Origin of the sequence: Flavobacterium sp. LAR06 (genome assembly GCF_041946075.1) — a bacterium.
In the GTDB taxonomy this organism is placed as follows: Bacteria; Bacteroidota; Bacteroidia; order Flavobacteriales; family Flavobacteriaceae; genus Flavobacterium.
In genome coordinates this window covers 149,153-168,691 of record NZ_JAUTYT010000012.1, presented here as the reverse complement: position 1 = coordinate 168,691, position 19,539 = coordinate 149,153, and the positions used below count along the sequence as shown (strand labels likewise).

The 19,539-nt window shown below is 33.3% G+C and carries 23 protein-coding genes; 8 read left to right on the top strand and 15 right to left on the bottom strand.

Features of this window, described 5'->3' with window-relative positions:
* Positions 1-122: 122 nt before the first annotated feature.
* A complete protein-coding gene (locus Q7C23_RS17765) occupies positions 123-698 on the bottom strand; it encodes a chalcone isomerase family protein (protein WP_375033758.1) in 576 nt (191 codons plus the stop codon).
* 481 nt (positions 699-1,179) lie between these two features.
* Here Q7C23_RS17765 and Q7C23_RS17760 point away from each other — a divergent pair, with 481 nt between their 5' ends.
* The 6 genes from Q7C23_RS17760 (at position 1,180) to Q7C23_RS17735 (ending at position 6,190) form a co-directional block, all read left to right on the top strand.
* Positions 1,180-2,322, top strand: coding sequence for an acyl-CoA dehydrogenase (locus tag Q7C23_RS17760; RefSeq protein WP_194657314.1), 1,143 nt, complete (start codon positions 1,180-1,182; stop codon positions 2,320-2,322).
* 132 nt (positions 2,323-2,454) lie between these two features.
* Positions 2,455-3,432, top strand: coding sequence for a M20/M25/M40 family metallo-hydrolase (locus tag Q7C23_RS17755; protein ID WP_375033757.1), 978 nt, complete (start codon positions 2,455-2,457; stop codon positions 3,430-3,432).
* Between the two features lie 120 nt (positions 3,433-3,552).
* Positions 3,553-4,230 carry an SDR family NAD(P)-dependent oxidoreductase gene (locus tag Q7C23_RS17750; protein WP_375033756.1) on the top strand — a complete coding sequence of 226 codons (678 nt, stop codon included), beginning with the start codon at positions 3,553-3,555 and terminating at the stop codon, positions 4,228-4,230.
* A gap of 23 nt (positions 4,231-4,253) precedes the next feature.
* On the top strand, positions 4,254-4,709 hold the full coding sequence (locus tag Q7C23_RS17745; RefSeq protein WP_375033755.1) for a hypothetical protein: 456 nt from the start codon (positions 4,254-4,256) through the stop codon (positions 4,707-4,709).
* A 43-nt stretch (positions 4,710-4,752) separates the two neighbouring features.
* Complete coding sequence (locus Q7C23_RS17740; RefSeq protein WP_375033754.1) at positions 4,753-5,367, top strand: SprT-like domain-containing protein; 615 nt, start codon at positions 4,753-4,755, stop codon at positions 5,365-5,367.
* A gap of 106 nt (positions 5,368-5,473) precedes the next feature.
* Positions 5,474-6,190, top strand: a complete 717-nt coding sequence (locus tag Q7C23_RS17735; RefSeq protein WP_375033753.1) for a hypothetical protein — start codon at positions 5,474-5,476, stop codon at positions 6,188-6,190.
* A gap of 14 nt (positions 6,191-6,204) precedes the next feature.
* Here the strand turns inward: Q7C23_RS17735 and Q7C23_RS17730 are convergent, their stop codons facing one another.
* From Q7C23_RS17730 to gcvP, 6 genes are all read right to left on the bottom strand, one after another.
* Positions 6,205-6,966, bottom strand: a complete 762-nt coding sequence (locus Q7C23_RS17730; RefSeq protein WP_375033752.1) for an ABC transporter ATP-binding protein — start codon at positions 6,964-6,966, stop codon at positions 6,205-6,207.
* Complete coding sequence (locus Q7C23_RS17725; RefSeq protein ID WP_072974880.1) at positions 6,966-7,712, bottom strand: ABC transporter permease; 747 nt, start codon at positions 7,710-7,712, stop codon at positions 6,966-6,968. The genes Q7C23_RS17730 and Q7C23_RS17725 overlap by 1 nt, the downstream gene beginning before the upstream one ends.
* An 80-nt stretch (positions 7,713-7,792) precedes the next feature.
* Positions 7,793-8,641, bottom strand: a complete 849-nt coding sequence (locus Q7C23_RS17720; RefSeq protein WP_375033751.1) for a glycosyltransferase — start codon at positions 8,639-8,641, stop codon at positions 7,793-7,795.
* Between the two features lie 99 nt (positions 8,642-8,740).
* A complete protein-coding gene (locus Q7C23_RS17715; RefSeq protein ID WP_375033750.1) occupies positions 8,741-9,268 on the bottom strand; it encodes a methyltransferase in 528 nt (175 codons plus the stop codon).
* Between the two features lie 163 nt (positions 9,269-9,431).
* Positions 9,432-10,490, bottom strand: a complete 1,059-nt coding sequence (locus Q7C23_RS17710; protein ID WP_375033749.1) for a 3-oxoacyl-ACP synthase III family protein — start codon at positions 10,488-10,490, stop codon at positions 9,432-9,434.
* A 534-nt stretch (positions 10,491-11,024) separates the two neighbouring features.
* Positions 11,025-13,874, bottom strand: coding sequence for an aminomethyl-transferring glycine dehydrogenase (gcvP, locus tag Q7C23_RS17705; RefSeq protein ID WP_375033748.1), 2,850 nt, complete (start codon positions 13,872-13,874; stop codon positions 11,025-11,027).
* 217 nt (positions 13,875-14,091) lie between these two features.
* Between gcvP and Q7C23_RS17700 the strand changes: the two genes are divergently transcribed.
* Positions 14,092-14,898, top strand: a complete 807-nt coding sequence (locus tag Q7C23_RS17700) for a hypothetical protein (RefSeq protein WP_375033747.1) — start codon at positions 14,092-14,094, stop codon at positions 14,896-14,898.
* A gap of 37 nt (positions 14,899-14,935) precedes the next feature.
* Entirely contained in the window at positions 14,936-15,361 is a 426-nt protein-coding gene (locus Q7C23_RS17695; RefSeq protein WP_375033746.1) for a hypothetical protein, read from the top strand.
* On the opposite strand, the gene Q7C23_RS17690 is transcribed toward Q7C23_RS17695, so the two are convergent.
* The 8 genes from Q7C23_RS17690 to Q7C23_RS17655 all read right to left on the bottom strand — a co-directional run bounded on the left by Q7C23_RS17690 (position 15,358) and on the right by Q7C23_RS17655 (position 19,463).
* Positions 15,358-15,807: a cell division protein gene (locus Q7C23_RS17690; protein ID WP_375033745.1), complete on the bottom strand. Its 450-nt coding sequence runs from the start codon at positions 15,805-15,807 to the stop codon at positions 15,358-15,360. The genes Q7C23_RS17695 and Q7C23_RS17690 overlap by 4 nt on opposite strands.
* Before the next feature lie 200 nt (positions 15,808-16,007).
* Positions 16,008-16,157, bottom strand: coding sequence for a hypothetical protein (locus Q7C23_RS17685; protein ID WP_375033744.1), 150 nt, complete (start codon positions 16,155-16,157; stop codon positions 16,008-16,010).
* Between the two features lie 242 nt (positions 16,158-16,399).
* Positions 16,400-17,308, bottom strand: a complete 909-nt coding sequence (locus Q7C23_RS17680) for a TIGR01777 family oxidoreductase (RefSeq protein WP_375033743.1) — start codon at positions 17,306-17,308, stop codon at positions 16,400-16,402.
* Positions 17,309-17,423: 115 nt separating this feature from the next.
* On the bottom strand, positions 17,424-17,810 hold the full coding sequence (locus Q7C23_RS17675; protein WP_375033742.1) for a hypothetical protein: 387 nt from the start codon (positions 17,808-17,810) through the stop codon (positions 17,424-17,426).
* Positions 17,811-17,829: 19 nt separating this feature from the next.
* Positions 17,830-18,177: a hypothetical protein gene (locus Q7C23_RS17670; protein WP_375033741.1), complete on the bottom strand. Its 348-nt coding sequence runs from the start codon at positions 18,175-18,177 to the stop codon at positions 17,830-17,832.
* A 2-nt stretch (positions 18,178-18,179) separates the two neighbouring features.
* Positions 18,180-18,623, bottom strand: coding sequence for a hypothetical protein (locus tag Q7C23_RS17665; RefSeq protein ID WP_375033740.1), 444 nt, complete (start codon positions 18,621-18,623; stop codon positions 18,180-18,182).
* Positions 18,620-18,904 carry a hypothetical protein gene (locus Q7C23_RS17660; protein ID WP_375033739.1) on the bottom strand — a complete coding sequence of 95 codons (285 nt, stop codon included), beginning with the start codon at positions 18,902-18,904 and terminating at the stop codon, positions 18,620-18,622. Before Q7C23_RS17660 ends, Q7C23_RS17665 begins: the two co-directional genes overlap by 4 nt.
* Before the next feature lie 55 nt (positions 18,905-18,959).
* On the bottom strand, positions 18,960-19,463 hold the full coding sequence (locus Q7C23_RS17655) for a GbsR/MarR family transcriptional regulator (protein ID WP_375033738.1): 504 nt from the start codon (positions 19,461-19,463) through the stop codon (positions 18,960-18,962).
* Positions 19,464-19,539 lie beyond the last annotated feature (76 nt).

The following is a 19,539-nucleotide window of genomic DNA, read 5'->3' as shown; positions in this document are numbered from 1 at the left end:
TTGCGTAAAAGTATAAAATAGAATAATGCGAATAATGTATTTTGATGCAATTTTATTTAAAGAAAAAAAGAAAGCCGAAAACATAATGCTTTCGGCTTTAAAATTTTATGAATTGTAGGAGATTATATTCCTAATAAATGCTTTTTTAGATTTTCGTCAACTGGTTTATCAGATAACCAGATTCCGAATAATGCTTTTTTGAAATCAAATCCAAGAACTTTTCCTTTTACAACTTCATTTTTAATAACGTTTACGGTTTGGTCAAATGGATTGTACCATAATACAAAAACGTCTTTTTCTGTAATTGGATCGCTCAAAAGTGTTTTGAACTGCTCAATTCTTGGTCTTAATTCTTCCAAATTGCTTCCTGCAGATTTTTCAAAACCGGCGTTCATAGCTTTAGTCAATTTGTTTGAAGAAACCATAGACGAAGTAATTTCAATTCTGATCGCCATTTCAGTATCACTGTCAATAATGAATTTTGGATCCTGACTTAACTGCGATAAATATAAGGCCTGAACGTAAACTTCCAACCACATTTTTGATCTTCCGCCAGCACCGTTAAGTTGCATTGTTTTATTTTGTACTTCAATTTTTCTCGGAACAGTTACGCCATTAACTTCTAATTGAGTTTGTGCAGAAACGGTCGAAAATTGTAAACTTAAAAGGAATGTAAGTGCAAGTAAAATCTTTTTCATAAGCTGTCGATATAATAATTTTTGGGCAAAAATAATGTTAATTTCTTAATGTTGAGGTGTTAAACGGCATGTTTTTTTATTTGAAATTTTTATTTTTTATAACGTATAAGATTAGTAATCAATTTAGTAAGAGTAATTTTACGTACAATTAACTGTTTTAAGAAGTGTTTAGCCTTTTTTGGACTATTTTTTTACTAAAACTTTTTAGTAAAGCACCTTTTATGTGAAATTTTATTCTAAATTTTAGAGAAAACATTGCGGACTTTATGCTTGTAGGCTTAAAATGTGATATTATTACGAAAACGTTATCGTAATTGTTGCTGATCTATTAATTTTATATGCATGCATTGTTAAATTGACTTTTAAAAATTATCTTTGAAGGCCATTTTCAACAAAAATTGGCAAGGAAAAACAAAACTAACCACTGACCTGACCAAAATGCCGAATTTTGGTTCAAAAAACAATAAAATAAATTTAGACTATGGATTTCAATCTTACCGAAGAGCATTTAATGATTCAACAAGCCGCCAGAGATTTTGCCCAAAACGAATTGTTGCCAGGTGTAATTGAGCGTGACGAAAAACAAATTTTTCCGACCGAGCAAGTAAAAAAAATGGGGCAATTAGGATTCATGGGAATGATGGTTGATCCTAAATACGGAGGAAGTGGACTTGATGCTATTTCATATGTAATCGCAATGGAAGAAATTTCTAAAGTTGATGCATCAGCTTCTGTTGTAATGTCTGTAAATAACTCTTTAGTTTGTTGGGGTTTACAAGAATTTGGAACGGAAGAACAAAAACAAAAATATTTACCAGGTTTAGCATCTGGAGAAATTCACGGTGCTTTTTGCTTAAGCGAGCCTGAAGCAGGTAGTGATGCAACTTCTCAAAAAACGACTGGTATTGACATGGGCGACCATTATTTAGTAAATGGAACAAAAAACTGGATTACGAATGGTAACACAGCTTCTGTTTATTTGGTAATTGTGCAAACGCATCCGGAGAAAAAGCATAAAGGAATTAATGCTTTGATCATGACGAAAGATATGCCAGGATTTTCAGTTGGACCAAAAGAACAAAAAATGGGAATCCGTGGTTCTGATACACACTCTTTAATGTTTAGTGATGTAAAAGTTCCAAAAGAAAACAGAATTGGTGAAGATGGTTTCGGATTCAAATTTGCAATGAAAACATTGGCGGGAGGTCGCATAGGAATCGCTTCTCAGGCTTTAGGGATTGCTTCAGGAGCTTATGAATTGGCTTTGAAATATTCAAAAGAAAGAAAAGCTTTCGGAACAGAAATCTGCAACCACCAGGCAATTGCTTTTAAATTGGCAGATATGGCGGTGAATATCGAAGCAGCACGTCATTTGTGTATGAAAGCGGCCTGGGATAAAGACCAACATAAAAACTATGACGTAAGTGGAGCAATGGCAAAATTATTTGCTTCGCAAGTAGCAATGGATACAGCTGTTGAAGCAGTTCAGATTCATGGTGGAAACGGTTATGTAAAAGAATATCACGTTGAACGTTTTATGCGTGATGCTAAAATTACTCAGATTTATGAAGGAACTTCTGAAATTCAAAAAATCGTAATTTCAAGATCAGTTATCGCAGGATAATTTTAGATCATTTTATATAAAAAATGCCCTTTCAGTTTTTGGTTCGAAAGGGTTTTTTTATGAAATATTTTTTTTACTCTTCAGAAGTTTATACTTTTAAACCAACTACTTAGCTCTCTAAAAATTTAGATCATGAAAAAACTTTGCTTTCTTCTTTTTCCGTTAGTTTTATTAAGTTGTAAATCGAATCCTTCTGCAACTGCCGAAAAAACAACCCAAACGGATTCAAAACCTTTAGCCATTTCGTATAAAGTAAAAGAATCCGAAGTTTCAGATTTCTTGAAATATCTTTCTTCAGATGAATTAGAAGGCCGTGAAACCGGAACAAAAGGAATTGAAAAAGCAGCTGTGTTCTTAGAAGATTTCTTTAAGAAGAATAATGTTAAGCCTTATTTTAAAACGTATCGTGATACATTGACCAATTTTAAATCACCAACTTATAATATAGTCGGCGTTTTAGAAGGGACAGATCCAGAATTAAAAAAGGAGTTCGTGGTTTTAAGTGCGCATTACGATCATATTGGTGTGGAGAAAAAAAAGCAGGATGATGTGATTAATAATGGCGCAAATGACGATGCTTCCGGCGTAACGGTTGTTGCAGAAATGGCGAAATATTTTGCAGAGACAAAATCAAACAAACGCAGTATTCTTTTTGTGTTTTTTGCCGGAGAAGAAAAAGGGCTTTTAGGTTCTAAAAGTTTAGTGGAAAAATTGAAAAAGCAAGATTTTAATATTTATACCCAATTGAATATTGAAATGGTTGGTGTACCAATGAAACGCGATTATTTGGCTTATATTACCGGTTTTGATAAATCGAATATGGCCGAAAAAATCAATCAATATACGGGAAAAAATACGATTGGCTTTTTGCCAAAAGAAGCCGAATATAAATTGTTCTACAGATCTGACAATTATTCATTTTACGAAGCGTTTAAAAAACCTTGTCAGTCGATAAGTACTTTTGATTTCGAGAATTTTGATTTTTATCACCATGTTTCAGATGAATTTAAAGTGATGGATATTCCGCATATGACTTCTTTTATACAGGAATTATTGCCGGCTGTAACCCAAATTTCGTCGACACCAACAGAAGAAATTACGATGAAATAATAATCTTTCTTTTTGTTGGATTTGCTTATTTTTGCTTCATGAAATCGCCATGATTCCAAATAAAAAGGGGACTACGAATGGTGATTCCATATTCCATTAAAAAAGAAATAGTATCTCCGTATGAAAAATATTATCGTTACAGGAACAAGCAGAGGAATTGGATATGAATTGGCTTTGCAGTTTGCGAATGCCGGACATCAGGTTTTGGCTATTTCCAGAAAAATACCTCAGACGCTTTTAGCGCATCAAAATGTTACTTGCCTTTCAGTTGATTTATCTGACGAAAGCGCTTTGCAGGAAGTAGAAAGTTTTCTTTCATCAACCTGGAAAAAAGTAGATGCCGTTGTACATAATGCAGGAGCTTTATTATTGAAGCCTTTTGCAGAAACCACTCAGGCTGATTTTGAAAGCATCTATAAAGTAAATGTTTTTGCAGTAGCCAATCTTACCAGAATTTGTTTGCCGTATCTTCAAAAAGGAAGCCATGTCGTAACGATTAGCTCAATTGGAGGTGTACGTGGAAGTTTAAAATTTGCCGGTTTGGCTGCTTACAGTTCAAGTAAAGGTGCCGTTATTACTTTAACCGAATTGTTAGCTGAAGAATACAAAGAAAAAGGAATCTCCTTCAATGTTCTGGCTTTAGGCTCTGTTCAAACGGAAATGCTAAACGAAGCTTTCCCGGGTTACCAAGCTCCAATTTCTGCTGAAGGAATGGCAGCTTATATTTATGATTTTACATTGAATGGAAGTAAATATTTCAATGGTAAAGTGTTAGAAGTTTCTTCAACAAATCCGTAATTTTTTTTGATTGAAAAAATCAAATGAATAAAACAATAAGTATATTGCTGATTTTAATTCTTTTTTCCTGCAAGAAAGAAGAAAAAAGTATTGGGCAAAACAGTCAAAACTGGATTGAATATAATTCGAAAGATTCTATTCCAAAGCAGTTATGCCAAGTTTTAAAAGCAATAAATGGTGATGAAAAAATTGCTGATAAAGATGAAGATTACGAGGCAACAGATAATATTTCTGATGAAAATATTCCAACAAGGCAGTTAAGGTTATTAGCAAAAAATAATAATCAGTGGAGATTAGTTTATGAACAAGGGGGAATTGGAACTTATATGGTTTATATTGAATGCAAAATTAAAAACGATTCTCTTTTTGCACTTAGAGTTGCTAATACTTTATTGGCAATTGAAAATAATGATAGTATTACTAAATTTATAAAAGAGAAAAGACTAGAATTAGAAAATATCAAAACAATAAATAAATAATGTACTTCTAGTAGGTATAACCTTTAACAAATATTAACAAACATTGAACGAAACTTTAGCAAGATACATCCCCGAACATGCCGTAAAGCCTGTTTTTGAATTGATTGTTGCCAATCAGGTTCATCTGAAAATTGTAAATGAGCGTCAGACGCGTCATGGCGATTACAGACGCGGACTTAGTGGTAAACATGAAATTACGGTAAATGCAAGTCTAAATAAATATCGTTTTTTGATTACCCTGATTCATGAAATTTCTCATTTAGTGGCTTTCGAAAAGTTTGGAAGAAATATCAAACCACACGGAAATGAATGGAAATTTACTTTTCAGAGAATGATGGTTCCCTTTATCCGGCCTGAAATATTCCCGGGACATTTATTACCACTATTGGCGAGGCATTTTAAGAACCCAACAGCGAGCAGCGATACTGACACTACTTTGTCTTTAGCTTTAAAGCAATACGACAAGGAAAACGACAAAAACTACATTTTTGAAATTCCGTATGGAAGTGTTTTCAGAATAAAGAATGGTAAAATATTCAAAAAGCTGGCGGTGAGAACCAAACGTTTTGAATGTATTGAAATCAGCTCTGGTAAAACCTATCTTTTTAACCCAAATGCTGAGGTAGAATTAATTAATATCAGTGAAAAGTTCCAATAAAAAAATCCAAATTCCAATCTTAAATTGGAATTTGGATTTACACAATCTTAGTCTATGAATTTTCTTGTGGTTATAAAATTATTGTATTTTTAGAAAAACTGTTTTTATGAGAAATAAACTATTGCTTGTATTGTTGTTTGCACTAATGGGTTGTAAAAAAGATGCTGTATTAATTAAATCCGGAATCGAAACTAGAGCTTTTGGTAAACTAACAGATTATCGTGATAAACCGATTTCTAATTTAAAAGTTAAAGTTGGTGAATTTAAAATAACTAATAGTGGTAGTTATATTGTGTCTTATGATGATTATGAATTTATAGACTGGGTTGATTCGACATATACAAATACGGAGGGTAATTATGATTCTGTTTTTAAAACAAGTGGAAAAGGGAATTTTTATAGACTTTTTTTTAGTGAAAGAACCAAAGAAAAAGAGCCACAAGTCATATGGGATCCGTTTTTTATTGATATTACGGAGAGCTCAAATGATATGAAGTACATTGGTAAAGAATTTGAATTTAATACCGTTAATTTAATTGAATTATATCCTTGCCAGATAACTTTTAAAGTTAATCTGCAAACATTTCCTATTACGCCTTCTCATAATTTGACCTATCCTTCCAATTTGAAGAACATAATGGGCAATGGTACTTCTGTACAGACTATATATATCCAGAAATATCTTAAGGAAACCTTTAATCTCTATAGAACTAAAAATGGAAAAATACAGAGCACTACATATGAATTTCCAGCAAGTAATGTGGAAGGAATAACCTATCAGTCCATAACAGTGGAAGAATCTGATTTTAAAGATGTAGAATAATAAAATTTAAAGGTTTACCCTTTCAAATAAGCTTCTCTTACTTTTTTAAACAAGTTCGATGAGTAAACAAACTTTACGATATCTTTATTATCTGTTCTAAAGATTTCTTCTTTAGTTCCTTGCCACGCTTTTACACCTTTTTTTAGGAATACGATATTCTCTCCAATTTCCATAACTGAGTTCATATCGTGTGTGTTGATTACGGTAGTAATATTATATTCTTCTGTAATTTCTTTAATCAGATTATCAATCAAGGTTGAAGTGTTTGGATCTAAACCAGAGTTAGGTTCATCACAAAACAAATACTTCGGGTTGTTTACAATCGCACGGGCAATCGCCACACGTTTTTGCATTCCTCCGGAAATTTCTGATGGTAATTTTTTATGTGCATCAACTAAGTTTACTCTTTCTAAAACAAAGTCAACTCGCTCTTGAATTTTTGCCTTGTTGTCATGAGTAAACATTCTTAATGGAAAAGCGACATTTTCTTCAACTGTCATCGAATCAAATAAAGCACTTCCCTGAAAAACCATTCCGATCTCCGTTCTTAATTCTCTTTTTTCATCCGGATTTAAATCAGAATATACACGTCCATCAAATTCAATTGTACCTGAATCAGGCGAGTGAATTCCTAACAAAGTTTTTAATAAAACAGTTTTTCCGGATCCACTTTGTCCAATTATTAGGTTGGTTTTTCCAGTTTCAAAAACAGTCGAAACTCCTTTTAAAACTTTACTGTCGCCAAATGATTTTTCTATGTTTTTTACTTCGATCATTATCCTAATAGTAATTGAGTTAATATATAATTGAAAAGAATAATACAAACAGATGTCCAGACAAATGATACTGTACTAGCCTTACCAACTTCAAGTGCGCCACCTTTCATGTAATATCCATGAAAAGATGGGATTGTCGCTAATAACATTGCAAAAATTAAAGTTTTAATGAAAGCATATGTAATATGAAAGGGAATAAATTCCATTTGAGCACCCTGAATAAAGTCCTGACTAGTTGAAAATCCTCCATAAGCACAAGCAAGCCATCCTCCAAAAATTCCCAGAAACATACTAATTCCGATTACGAAAGGATACATTAATAAGGCTACTATTTTTGGGAAAACAAGATAGTTTAATGAATTAACTCCCATAACTTCTAAAGCATCAATTTGTTCTGTAACACGCATTGTTCCTATACTTGACGTAATGTAAGATCCCATTTTTCCGGCCATAATTACCGAAATAAAAGTAGGAGCAAACTCCAGAATCACAGATTGACGTGTAGCAAAACCAATTAAATATTTTGGAATTAATGGGTTCGTTAAGTTTAATGCAGTTTGAATGGCCACAACTCCTCCGATAAAAAAGGAGATAAAGCAAACGATGCCAAGAGAGTCGATTATTAAGTCATCGATTTCTTTGAAAATCAATTTTTTCATAACAGACCATTTTGTCTGTTTATTGAAAATTTCCTTCAACATTAAAAAATATCTTCCTATTTGAGATAAATAACGAATTAGCATCATAGTTTTTGAAATATTGGCTAAATTAAGGATTAGTTTACAGTTTACAGTTTCAGTTTCAAGTTTTTTAATTTTTTTTAAGATTAAAAAAGCTTTTGTTTCATTTTCTGAAAACGATAATTTCTAATAAATTTGGCTTGTTCAGGGGTTACCAATAAAGCTGTTTTTGCTTGTTTAGCTTTCCAGAATCCTTTGATGTAGTCCAGAAACAGAAAAGGTTTTTTCTTCATCATGGCCAGTTTTGCCGAAGCAATTGCCGTAATCCAGAAACCGTATCCTAAAGTATAAAAAGCTTCTCCTTGTTTGTAACGGGCTGTTTTGTTGTAATTGGCGCCGGTTGGTTTAAGGTGTTTTACGTGTAAAGATTCATCTGTAACGACTTTCCAATCGTAATATTTACAAAGTAATTCGTCTACTGTGTCCCAGCCCATAGCGGGTTTTAAACCTCCAATTTGTTGAAACGTTGCTTTTCTATACGCTTTCAAAGCCCCGCGAATATGGTCTTTGTCAGTAAGGTTTTCTAAAACCCAGTCGCCATTTTTTTCGATGTAACAAAATCCGCCCACCATTCCGATTTTTGGATCGGACTTAAAGTGTTTGATAATAGTTTCGAAATAGTTGGGAGGGAAAATTAAATCGCCGTCAATTTTTACTATAATATCGTACTCCGTATCTAGTGTTTCAAAACCTTTTTGAAAAGCCTGAATTACTTTGCTCCCCGGCATATGAATCGCATCTGAAGTTTTGTTTACCACAGAAATATACGGATTGTCTTTAGCAAAACCCAAAACAACCTCTTCTGTTTTATCTGTAGAATTGTCGTTTACAACCACAATTTTTGAAGGTAAAACGGTTTGTGAAACCAAAGATTGCAAAGTCAGGCCAATTAAATCTTGTTCGTTGTGTGCGGGAATAACGATATAGTACTTCATAAATTTCATTTTAAATTCCAATTCTCTAAAATTCCAAATTCCAATTTTTACCGCTGTGGTTTAAATTGGAATTTGGGATTTAAATATTGGAATTTTTGTTTAAGCTTTTATTTTCTCTGCGTAAACGATATAATATCTATTTGTAAAGCTTCTTAAAAACGGTCTTAAACCAAATTTTTTAACCGGATTTGTCCATTTTTGTCTGTCGATGATTCTCCATCCTGTTTTTTCTAAAAGCCAGTCTAATTGCCAATCTTCGAATTCATGGTAATGTCTGTCCCACATATCTGTTTTAGAACGATATGCTGGAGAAAACCACAAACGCATTGGGATTGAAATTAAAAGTTTGTCTGATTTAATTTCGTTTAAAATTGTAAACGGATTTAGTAAATGTTCAAAGATTTCGAAAGCTGTTACAACATCCTGACTATCTGTTTTTAAAACGTTTTGATCCAAATCTAAATCTTCGCCAGTGGTGTTTTTTACTGAATAACCAGCTTCTTTCATGATTTTAGAAAACGGATTTTCAACTCCTAAATCAAGGATTGTTTCAGAGGTTTTGATATGCTTTTGTAAAAATTCTAAAGTAAGTTTGAATCTTTTATTTGGAAACGTTTTTTCGTACATAGTCTTTGCGAGGAACGAAGCAAGCTATCGTTCTTGATTTTATATTAGGTCGCAAATATACTAAAAAGTCCGCATTTTAAGATGCGGACTTTTTAGTTTTCAGTCACAGTTTTCAGTATGTCTCAGTTTTAAACTGCGACTGCGACTGAAAACTGCGACTTTTTTAATGACGGTATACAAATGCATTTACATTCATACCGGCTCCAACAGAAGCAAAAATGATGACATCACCTTTGTTGATTTCATGACCTTCTATTTTTCCTTTTAGGATCAAATCGTATAAAGTTGGAACTGTCGCCACACTGCTGTTTCCTAAATCATGAATACTCATTGGCATAATATCTTTAGGGGCAGTTTTGTCGTATAATTTGTAAAAACGCTCGATAATCGCTTCGTCCATTTTTTCGTTAGCCTGGTGAATTAAGATTTTCTTCACTTCGTCGATTCCGATACCGCTTTTATCTAAACAGCTTTTCATTGCACACGGAACCTGGCTCAATGCAAATTCGTAAATTTTACGACCGTACATTTTGATGTATTTGATATCCGGATCTAAATCTGGATTGTATGATTTACCGAAGTATAAAAAGTTGGCTTCATCATTCGCAAAAGTAGCGCTTTCGTAAGATAATAATCCCGATTCGTCCTGTGATCCTTCTAAGATTGAAGCCCCGGCTCCATCAGAGTAAATCATGGAGTCACGATCGTGATCGTCAACCACTCTTGATAAAGTTTCGGCACCAATTACCAGAACGCGATTTGCCATTCCGGATTTAATGAATGCGTTAGCTTGTAAAACACCTTCGATCCAGCCTGGACATCCAAAAAGAATGTCGTAAGCCACACATTTTGGGTTTTTGATGGCCAATTTGTTTTTTACACGAGTTGCTAAACTTGGTAGAATATCTGTTTGATGAGTTCCTGATTTTACATCGCCAAAGTTGTGGGCGAAAATGATATAATCTAAAGTTTCGCGATCGATTCCTGCGTTTTCAATTGCTTTTTCAGCAGCGAAAAAAGCTAAATCTGATGCGTTATGTTGAGTTTCGGCATAGCGGCGGTTTTCGATTCCGGTGATGCCTTTGAATTTTTTAATTACAACTTCATTTGGGTAGCCAAAAGGAGTTCCGTCTTCATTTAAAAAAACATGCTTGTCAAAGTCAGTATTGCTTACTTCTTTATTCGGAATGTAACTTCCGATACCAATTATTTTTATTTTCATTATTCCTTAATTATCCAATAAATTTATTGCTAAATTATATAAAAAATTATGATAACTATCATAAAAAATACTATGCATGCATATAATTATCAAATAATAATTATTTAAGGAATATATTGTTTATTTTTTAATGAATTTTATGTTTTACCGAGATTTCAAACGTTTGAAATGGAATTTTGAAGAAAGTTTTTTTTGTTTATGTTTCAGGTTATATCCGAATTAAAAACCAGACAGGTTTCTAAAACCTGTCTGGTTTATTGAAAACGTTTACTCGCGTGAGGGATAGGAGGAAGCTATCGAAGTAGCCTGGATAGCCCGACAGTATTTAAAAAAAGGCCTCATAAGCGCAAAGTTGATTAGGCCTTTTTTAAAATATTGGCACGCCCAATTACAAAGGTTTAAAAGTTTCAGGTTTCAAGTTTCACGTTACGGACGAACTTGAAACCTTAAATCTGAAACAAAATAAACTAAAACAGAAAACCCGACAGGTTTTAAAATCTGTCGGGTTTTGATATAATTAGAAAAACTTATTTCTTAGTTTTCCATGTAAGCTTCGATTGGTGCACAGCTGCAAACTAAATTTCTGTCACCGTATGCATCATCTACACGACGAACTGATGGCCAGAATTTATTTTCAGCAATGTACTCTAACGGGTAAGCTGCTTTTTCTCTAGTGTAAGGGAAAGCCCAGTTGTCAGTAGTTAACATTGCTAATGTGTGAGGCGCATTTTTCAATACGTTGTTTTTATCATCGGCTGTTGCAGCTTCAATCTCTTTTCTGATTGAAATAAGAGCATCACAAAAACGATCTAATTCTGCTAAATCTTCAGATTCAGTTGGTTCAATCATTAAAGTTCCTGCAACTGGGAAAGAAACCGTAGGAGCGTGGAAACCATAATCCATTAAACGTTTTGCGATATCACCAACTTCAATTCCGTTTTCTTTGAACGAACGACAATCTAAAATCATTTCGTGAGCAGCTCTTCCACATTCTCCAGTATAAAGAATTGGATAGTGTTCTTCGAAACGGGCTTTCATGTAATTGGCATTCAAAATAGCATGCTCTGTAGCACTTTTTAATCCTTCAGCACCCATCATTGTGATGTAGCCGTAAGAGATTAAACATACTAAAGCTGATCCGTAAGGTGCAGATGAAATAGCAGTAATTGCTTGTTCACCACCAACTTTTAAAATTGGGTTTGTTGGTAAAAATGGAACTAGTTTTTCGTTCACACAGATTGGTCCAACTCCAGGTCCACCACCACCGTGAGGAATAGCGAAAGTTTTGTGTAAGTTTAAGTGACAAACGTCAGCGCCAATTGTAGCAGGATTTGTTAATCCAACCTGTGCGTTCATGTTTGCACCATCCATATATACTAATCCGCCGTTGTCGTGGATTAATTTAGTAATTTCAATAATGGAAGATTCGAAAACTCCGTGAGTAGAAGGGTACGTTACCATTAAACAAGATAAATCATCTTTATGTTCAATCGCTTTTTCTCTTAAATCCTCTACATCAATATTTCCTTCCGGAGTCGTTTTTGTAACGATGATTTTCATTCCGGCCATCGCGGCAGAAGCAGGATTGGTTCCGTGAGCTGATGAAGGAATCAAACATACATTACGGTGACTATCGCCTCTTGATAAATGGTAAGCACGAATAGCCATTAAACCTGCATATTCTCCCTGAGCGCCTGAATTAGGCTGCAATGTTGTTCCGGCAAATCCGGTAATTACATTTAGCTGCTCTTCTAATTTTTTAAGCATTGTGATGTAACCTTCAGCTTGTTCTACTGGTGCAAACGGGTGAATGCTGTTCCAGTTTGGCATTGATAAAGGCAACATTTCTGAAGCTGCGTTTAATTTCATCGTACAAGAACCTAATGAAATCATTGAATGGTTCAATGATAAATCCTTACGCTCTAATTTTTTGATGTAACGCATTAACTGGCTTTCTGAATGATGATTGTTGAATACATCATGCGTTAAGAAAGGCGATGTTCTCTCTAATGAAGCAGGTAATTGACTTGCTTCAGTTAAGTCAGAAACCGTAAAAGTTTCTTTTCCTAAAGCTTCAGCAAAAATCGCAATAATTTGATTGATGTCAGCAATTGAAGTTGTTTCGTTGAATGAGATAGAAACAGTATCGGCATCAACATAGAAGAAGTTTACTTCGTTTTTCTCTGCTACAGCTTTTACTTTTTGAGCATCTGCTTTTACTAAAATAGTATCAAAGTAAGCCGTGTTAGTTTGGTAAACTCCTAATTTATTTAGAGCTTCAGCAGTAGTAACCGCTGATGCGTGAACTTTACCTGCAATGTATTGTAATCCTTTTGGTCCGTGATAAACCGCATACATTCCTGCCATAACTGCAAGTAAAACCTGAGCTGTACAAATATTTGAAGTTGCTTTTTCACGTTTAATGTGCTGTTCACGAGTCCCTAAAGCCATACGTAAAGCGCGGTTTCCATTTACATCAATAGAAACTCCGATAATACGACCTGGCATAGATCTTTTGTATTCTTCCTTAGTTGCAAAAAAAGCAGCGTGAGGACCACCATAACCCATCGGTACACCAAAACGCTGAGTAGTTCCAACCACTACAGCTGCACCCATTTCTCCCGGAGAAGTTAAGGTAGCTAATGATAAAATATCAGCAGCAAAGGCTACTTTGATTTCATTTTCTTTTGCTTTAGCAACAAAAGCAGTATAATCGTTTACCTGACCATATTTTCCCGGGTATTGTACAATGGCTCCGAAGAACTCATTTGAAAAGTCAAATGTTTCGTGGTTACCAACAACTAATTCAATCCCAACTGGTGTTGAACGTGTTTGTAGTATCGATAAAGTTTGTGGTAAAATTTCTTCAGAAACGAAGAATTTGTTTGTATTGTTTTTCTTTTGATCACGTGTACGAACGTCAAATAACAGAGCCATAGCTTCTGCTGCAGCTGTACCTTCATCTAATAAAGATGCATTGGCAATTTCCATTCCTGATAATTCAATAACAGTAGTCTGGAAATTTAAAATAGCTTCAAGACGACCTTGAGCAATTTCTGCCTGATAAGGTGTGTAAGCTGTATACCATCCTGGATTTTCGAAGATATTTCTTTGAATTGGAGCCGGAACGATAGTTGGGTGATAACCCAAACCAATGTATGATTTGAATACTTTATTTTTCTTTCCTAGTTCCTGAATATGATTTGCGAATTCGTACTCTGTCATTGCAGGATCTAAATTCAAAGGCGCTTTTAAACGAATATCGTCTGGAAGGGTTTCATAAACAAGTTGTTCAATCGATTCCACTCCAATGGTTTTTAACATGTGTGGAAGATCTGTTTCTCTTGGGCCAATGTGTCTTAAAGCAAAAGCATCTGTTCTCATTTGTAGCTATCTAGTTTTTTAAAGGCAATGTAATTAGCAAAGTAAATTCCCGATTAATCAAGATTTACAAGGGTTTATTACATTTTATAGTAAATGTGTTGTTTTTTGTGGCGCAAAATTAAGTATTATTAATAATTTAATGGGTATTTTTAACTTCAATTTTTATGAAATTTATAACCAAAGAGTTGATTTGTTACCAATTGATTAGATTTTAGATATGAAATTTTTAAAACAGATATTAGATTTCTACCTGAATAGCAGTATTCATGTGGCTTTATCGTGTTATGCATTGGTCAGGGTTACGTTTCATGTGTTTCATATTCAGTATGATGAAGCAATGGCTTTGTTTGCTTTTTTTGGAACAATCGTAGGATATAATTTTGTTAAATATGATGCATTAGTCCGGGTTAAAAAAAATCCAATCGGAATTCAGTTAAAAATTATTGCTATTTTAAGCTTTATTTCACTCGTTTTAGTGGGGTATTATTTTTTCCATTTACAGCGAATCACTCAAATCGTTTCTGTTGGGATATTTTTAATAACGGCACTTTATACCTTACCTTTTTTTCCAAACAGAAAAAACGCAAGAAACTGGGCGGGTGTAAAAATTTATATTGTAGCACTTTGCTGGGTAGGAGCGACGTTGGTTTTGCCTTTGATAAATGCCGAAATCCCATTCACGGCTAACTTTTTTATCAAATGTATTCAGCGATTTGTCTTGGTTTTTGTGCTGATTTTGGTTTTTGAAATTTTAGATTTAGCCAATGATGATCCGCATTTGCAGACTGTGCCCCAGACTATTGGTGTCAAGAAAACTAAAATTTTAGGATTTTCGCTGTTAGTTCCGTTTTGGGTTGTGGGAATATTGTCATTTGATTTTCATGATCTGATCATCAATCTGATAATGGTCGTCATGTTAATGTTGTTTATTCTGTTTGCAAACCCTAACCGCTCTAAATATTATACTTCTTTTTGGGTTGAAAGTGTTCCGCTTTTTTGGTGGCTGATGATTGAGTTTCTTTAAGATTTTTAATTCTATATTTGAAAACAAATACCACTATATGCAAAAGGATGTCTCTTTTTTTGGAATGAAGTTTACTCAACTGCAATTTATTTTGTTTTTCTTCGGATGGATGTTTTTCCTGGCTTTTATCTGGCCATTTATTATTGGCTCTTATCTAGGAATGTCGGTTTTGATATGCGGACTTTCTATTCTTTTTGTTGGTTTGCTTAACCGGTTATTTGGTTTGTTGCTTCTTGTTTTTTATTTTGTAAATAAATCACTTATTAGATATTATCAAAATTTCATGATGGTACTTACTTCTATTTTGGCTACCTGGATTTATAGTTTTTTTGTGCCCATGAATTTCTATATTTATATGGCGCATCTTTTGGTTAACAGTTTTACTGTTTTTTTAATACATAATTTTTTCTTTAAAAAAGGCGGTATCGAAGATGAGATTATTACTTTGGATGATGATAATTAGATTTCACAAACTTCTTTTAAGGTTTTGTTTCTTTCTAAGAGAAATTGAGTCAAATGTTTTTCTAAAAATAAAATATCAAATAGTTCTCCGGAAATTCCAAACGGAGTTTCGTATTGCAATTTATCTTTCATGATTGTGAAGCCATTTTCTTCTTCAAAAAAATGCTCGTGTTTGAAAGATTTGAATTTGCCACGCTCCATTTCATCTACAAAATAATCATGAAGATTCATTTTAGTAATTCGACTTTTGTGGGTTAAATAAAATCCGAAATGTTTTCCTTTCCATGTTACCGTTTCGTTTAAATTTATTAATCCTGATGTAACGCCGGCAATTGCTTTTTCATTTGATTTGCTTGCAGATTGTTGGTGAATGTCGATATTTCTTGAAGCATCGAAAACGGTTTGTTTTGATGCTTTTATTTTTGTGGTTAGGTTTATGGTTGTCATGATTAGTTGGTGTGTTGCAAGTCCCGGAGGGACAATATGTTTATGCAAATATCGGAGAAAGGTTGTTGAATCCCGGCGGGGTGGAATGTTTTAGGACTAATTAGAAAGCGCTAATGTCGCTCCGCTGGAGCTTAAATGAACGATGCACTTTTATGATTTTCTATAAATATTGCGCTCCGATGGAGCTTTACAAAAAAAATCTATTGTTCTTTCTTTTCTTCATATTTCAATTTTGACTTAAAAAAGAATCCGATAATAATAGCGCCTATTGTATAAGATATTGCAATATTATCCGAAATAGTTCCGCCAATGATAGCTGTTGTTATCCAAATTCCACTTATGACTGTCAAGATGAAAAATATTTTTGTGTAAATATTTTTTATGCTTTTTTCCTCGATAGAGATAAAAATGAAAATTAAAAGGAGATAGGTTGGTATTGAAAACATAAACCCCATAATTATCATAAGTGGATATATTTGGAAAAAGCCTAAAACATTTCCAAAACTAGAATTAAATAGTTGATTTATTAAAATTAAAATAATAGGGCCGGATAATAACGTCAGTATCCAATGGCCGAGTATATAGTTTCGATTCATTTTTGTAATAGATTTTCAAAAGCCTCATCAATAGCTCCAAACTTAAATTGAAACCCATTGTCAAAAAGTCGCTTTGGAGTCACATTTCTGCTTTTCAAAACCAATTCGGTTTCAGTTCGAATGAAAAAAGATCCAATTTCTAATAAGAATGTGTTCATCGGAATTCCGAAAGGAAAACCAACTGCTTTTCGAAGTTTCGTCATGAAATCTGCATTTCTAATTGGCTCTGGAGAAACAACATTTATAACTCCGATTATTTCTTTTTGAAGAATAAATTCAATCGCATTCGCAAAATCTTCTTCGTGAATCCAGCTTATAAATTGATTTCCTTTTCCTTGTTTTCCTCCAAGGCCAATTTTTGCCAAAGTCTTTAACGGAATAATAGCACCGTTTTTTCCTAAAACAATTGAAGTTCGCAAAGCTGTTTTTAAAGTATTTGGAGTTTCGGTTTTAAAGAATGCTTTTTCCCATGAAAGTGCTACGTTAATAGAAAAGTCATTTCCGATTTCTCCATCGACTTCGTCCATTTGTTTATCCAGAGAAAAACGATAAATAGTTGAAGTTGATGAATTCAACCAGTGTTTCGGCGGATTTTGACAGTTTAAAACGGCTTTGTTCAAAATCTTTGTGCTTTCAATTCGAGATAACAGAATCTCTTTTTTGTTTTCTTTGGTATAGCGGCAATCAACAGATTTTCCTGCGAGATTGATTAAAACGGTGGCGTTTTCTAATTCATTTTCCCAACCAGAAAAAGTTCTGGCGTTCCAGTTTGCATATTTTATTCCGTCAATTAGTTGAGATTTTCCACGAGTCAGAATTACAATTTCTTCAAATTTATCTTTAAAGTGATTGATTAATACTTTTCCTAAAAATCCTGTTCCGGCTGCTATGATGAGTTTTTTCATTTTGAGTGTTTTTTTAGCCACGAATTGCACTAATTTCCACTAATTTTTTATGAAAATAGTCGAAAATTAATTTGTGGAAATTAGTGCAATTTGTGGCAAACTTTTCTTCTGGTTATTATGCTTTAAAAACTAATCTTTCTTCTTGTTGTGCTTCTTTGGCTTTTCTTTTTCCTCTAAAGAAGAAATATAAATTGAAGAATAACATTACGCCAAGATAGATAGAAAATCCTCCAATTTTGTAGCTCAATCTTTCAATTAATTCCTGATAGCTGTCTTGATATAAATTAAGTTCTAAAATCATTAAAGCAAAGCCAATATTTAAGAGATAAAAACCAGTTTCAAAAAGTTTGTTTGTTGCCTGCGCTATATCTTCGCGCCCCTTGAAAATATCCAGCATAAAGATTTTTCCGTTTTTGAAAAGTGTTTTAGAAACATAATAAGTAAGGAATAAAGCGATAGGTAAATAGATGCCGTAACCGATTAAGATTTTTGTAGTTTCCATGATATTTAAATTTAGAGTGTTATTTAATTAATTTATGAATGTATTTAGTTAGAATAATAATGTTCAGATAATGTAATATCGAAATGATGAAAATGATGATTGCGGTTTTTATTCCAATTGTTTCTATAAGATTGGGTAGAGTTGAAATTTTTTGCCAGGAAATTAAAGTCATGGCACAATAACCAATGTTTAGAAGATAATAGGCTAAAAGCAAAACCTGATTTATTTTTTGACATATGTCCGCATGATTCGGAATCAGTTCAGCAACATAAATATTTCCATTTTTGTAGCATATTTTTCCAACTTTCAAAATGATAAAAATCGTAATACTGAGATAGATAAAGTATCCAATGATGTTGAGGTTCATAATCAAAGTAATTTATAATGACCAATTAAATTATAAAGGAACAATGTTGTATTTACTGTTGCAAACAACACAAAAAGCGTATTCATAAAATAGCTTCCGACTTTAAAAATTAGTTTTTGTGGAATCTGATACATCGGATAATACGCAATCTGAGTAGCAACTTTTCCTACCCAATACAAAGCAATTAAACCTGTTAGTGCAACTGCTAAAGCTGATTGTTCTTTTAATTCCGTTGTAAATAAAATCGCAATTAACCCAAAACAAAAGTTTAATCCCTGAATATATCTTCCATAAGTTTTAGCAATTTCCTGATTTAATGGTTTGAGCTGTTTTACATCATTGTACCAATCAAAAACATTATGACGAATATAGGGATAGATAAGAGCTGTAAATATTTGGCCAATTCCGCTTAGAATTATTAGCCAGTTTGCTATAGTTGCATTCATACTTTTGCTTTTTGGTTATAAATGATATAGGTTAAGAAGAATATTAGTGCGACTGGAAATAAAAGAATCCAATCAAAGTTTTGTTTGTTCCAAATCAAAAAGAATGTTATCACTAAACCAAAGTAGAAGTAAATCAATTTGTTTTTAGGAAATATTAAAACAAATAAAATGGCAGCCAGAACCTGTAGAGCTCCTGTGAGGGCTAAACCATAGGCGCCAAATAATAAAAACATCAGAGCTGAGATATTTATGATTTCGACTATTTTAAATGTTGTTTTCATAGTTATTGTTTGTTTTAAACTTTCAGAAAAAAATGAAAGTTTTGATTAAATTTTTTTACTTCATGATTTTTAGAACCAAGCGCCCTAACCAGTTTTCATTAAATTCTGTCATTTTATCTAACATATTATCGGCTTTTAAAACGAAGGCATATAGTTTAGAAGTTTGATCTACAAAGTGTTTTTCTTCTCCAGAATCTTTTGCTTCAATAGTTGAAACTTCTTTTAAGATTTTAAGAGCAGGTTTAATTTCTCTTTTGCTTCTTTCTCTTGCAATTTTGGATGCCAATTCGTCTAAATCTTTTTCGGCAGTAAAAAACTCTCTTCTTTCGCCTGCTTTGTATTCTTTATAAACAATTCCCCAATCCATTAAAGCTCTAAGGTTCATGCTGGCATTTCCACGGGAAATTTGCAATTCATCCATAATGTCTTCCATCGAAACAGCTTCGTTCGAAACCATTAATAAAGCATGGATTTGCGCCATGGTTTTATTAATTCCCCATTGAGAACCTAATGCTCCCCAGGTTTGTACGAACTTATTTTTTGCTTCTTTGAATTCCATAGATCAAATGTAAGCAAAAGTTTTTAAACTTTCAAAAATAAATGAAAGTTTATTTTGAAGAAAAAGACGAAAGTTT

Coding starts and splice junctions, on each gene's coding strand:
- Q7C23_RS17755 (WP_375033757.1), top strand. CDS start 2,455: ATGAAAAAACTTTGCTTTCTTCTTTTTCCGTTAGTTTTATTAAGTTGT.
- Q7C23_RS17735 (WP_375033753.1), top strand. CDS start 5,474: ATGAGAAATAAACTATTGCTTGTATTGTTGTTTGCACTAATGGGTTGT.
- Q7C23_RS17660 (WP_375033739.1), bottom strand. CDS start 18,904: ATGAAAACAACATTTAAAATAGTCGAAATCATAAATATCTCAGCTCTG.
- Q7C23_RS17720 (WP_375033751.1), bottom strand. CDS start 8,641: ATGAAGTACTATATCGTTATTCCCGCACACAACGAACAAGATTTAATT.
- Q7C23_RS17675 (WP_375033742.1), bottom strand. CDS start 17,810: ATGGAAACTACAAAAATCTTAATCGGTTACGGCATCTATTTACCTATC.
- Q7C23_RS17710 (WP_375033749.1), bottom strand. CDS start 10,490: ATGAAAATAAAAATAATTGGTATCGGAAGTTACATTCCGAATAAAGAA.
- Q7C23_RS17750 (WP_375033756.1), top strand. CDS start 3,553: ATGAAAAATATTATCGTTACAGGAACAAGCAGAGGAATTGGATATGAA.
- Q7C23_RS17665 (WP_375033740.1), bottom strand. CDS start 18,623: ATGAATGCAACTATAGCAAACTGGCTAATAATTCTAAGCGGAATTGGC.
- Q7C23_RS17730 (WP_375033752.1), bottom strand. CDS start 6,966: ATGATCGAAGTAAAAAACATAGAAAAATCATTTGGCGACAGTAAAGTT.
- Q7C23_RS17700 (WP_375033747.1), top strand. CDS start 14,092: ATGAAATTTTTAAAACAGATATTAGATTTCTACCTGAATAGCAGTATT.
- Q7C23_RS17765 (WP_375033758.1), bottom strand. CDS start 698: ATGAAAAAGATTTTACTTGCACTTACATTCCTTTTAAGTTTACAATTT.
- Q7C23_RS17655 (WP_375033738.1), bottom strand. CDS start 19,463: ATGGAATTCAAAGAAGCAAAAAATAAGTTCGTACAAACCTGGGGAGCA.
- Q7C23_RS17715 (WP_375033750.1), bottom strand. CDS start 9,268: ATGTACGAAAAAACGTTTCCAAATAAAAGATTCAAACTTACTTTAGAA.
- Q7C23_RS17690 (WP_375033745.1), bottom strand. CDS start 15,807: ATGACAACCATAAACCTAACCACAAAAATAAAAGCATCAAAACAAACC.
- Q7C23_RS17760 (WP_194657314.1), top strand. CDS start 1,180: ATGGATTTCAATCTTACCGAAGAGCATTTAATGATTCAACAAGCCGCC.
- Q7C23_RS17680 (WP_375033743.1), bottom strand. CDS start 17,308: ATGAAAAAACTCATCATAGCAGCCGGAACAGGATTTTTAGGAAAAGTA.
- Q7C23_RS17695 (WP_375033746.1), top strand. CDS start 14,936: ATGCAAAAGGATGTCTCTTTTTTTGGAATGAAGTTTACTCAACTGCAA.
- Q7C23_RS17745 (WP_375033755.1), top strand. CDS start 4,254: ATGAATAAAACAATAAGTATATTGCTGATTTTAATTCTTTTTTCCTGC.
- Q7C23_RS17725 (WP_072974880.1), bottom strand. CDS start 7,712: ATGATGCTAATTCGTTATTTATCTCAAATAGGAAGATATTTTTTAATG.
- gcvP (WP_375033748.1), bottom strand. CDS start 13,874: ATGAGAACAGATGCTTTTGCTTTAAGACACATTGGCCCAAGAGAAACA.
- Q7C23_RS17670 (WP_375033741.1), bottom strand. CDS start 18,177: ATGAACCTCAACATCATTGGATACTTTATCTATCTCAGTATTACGATT.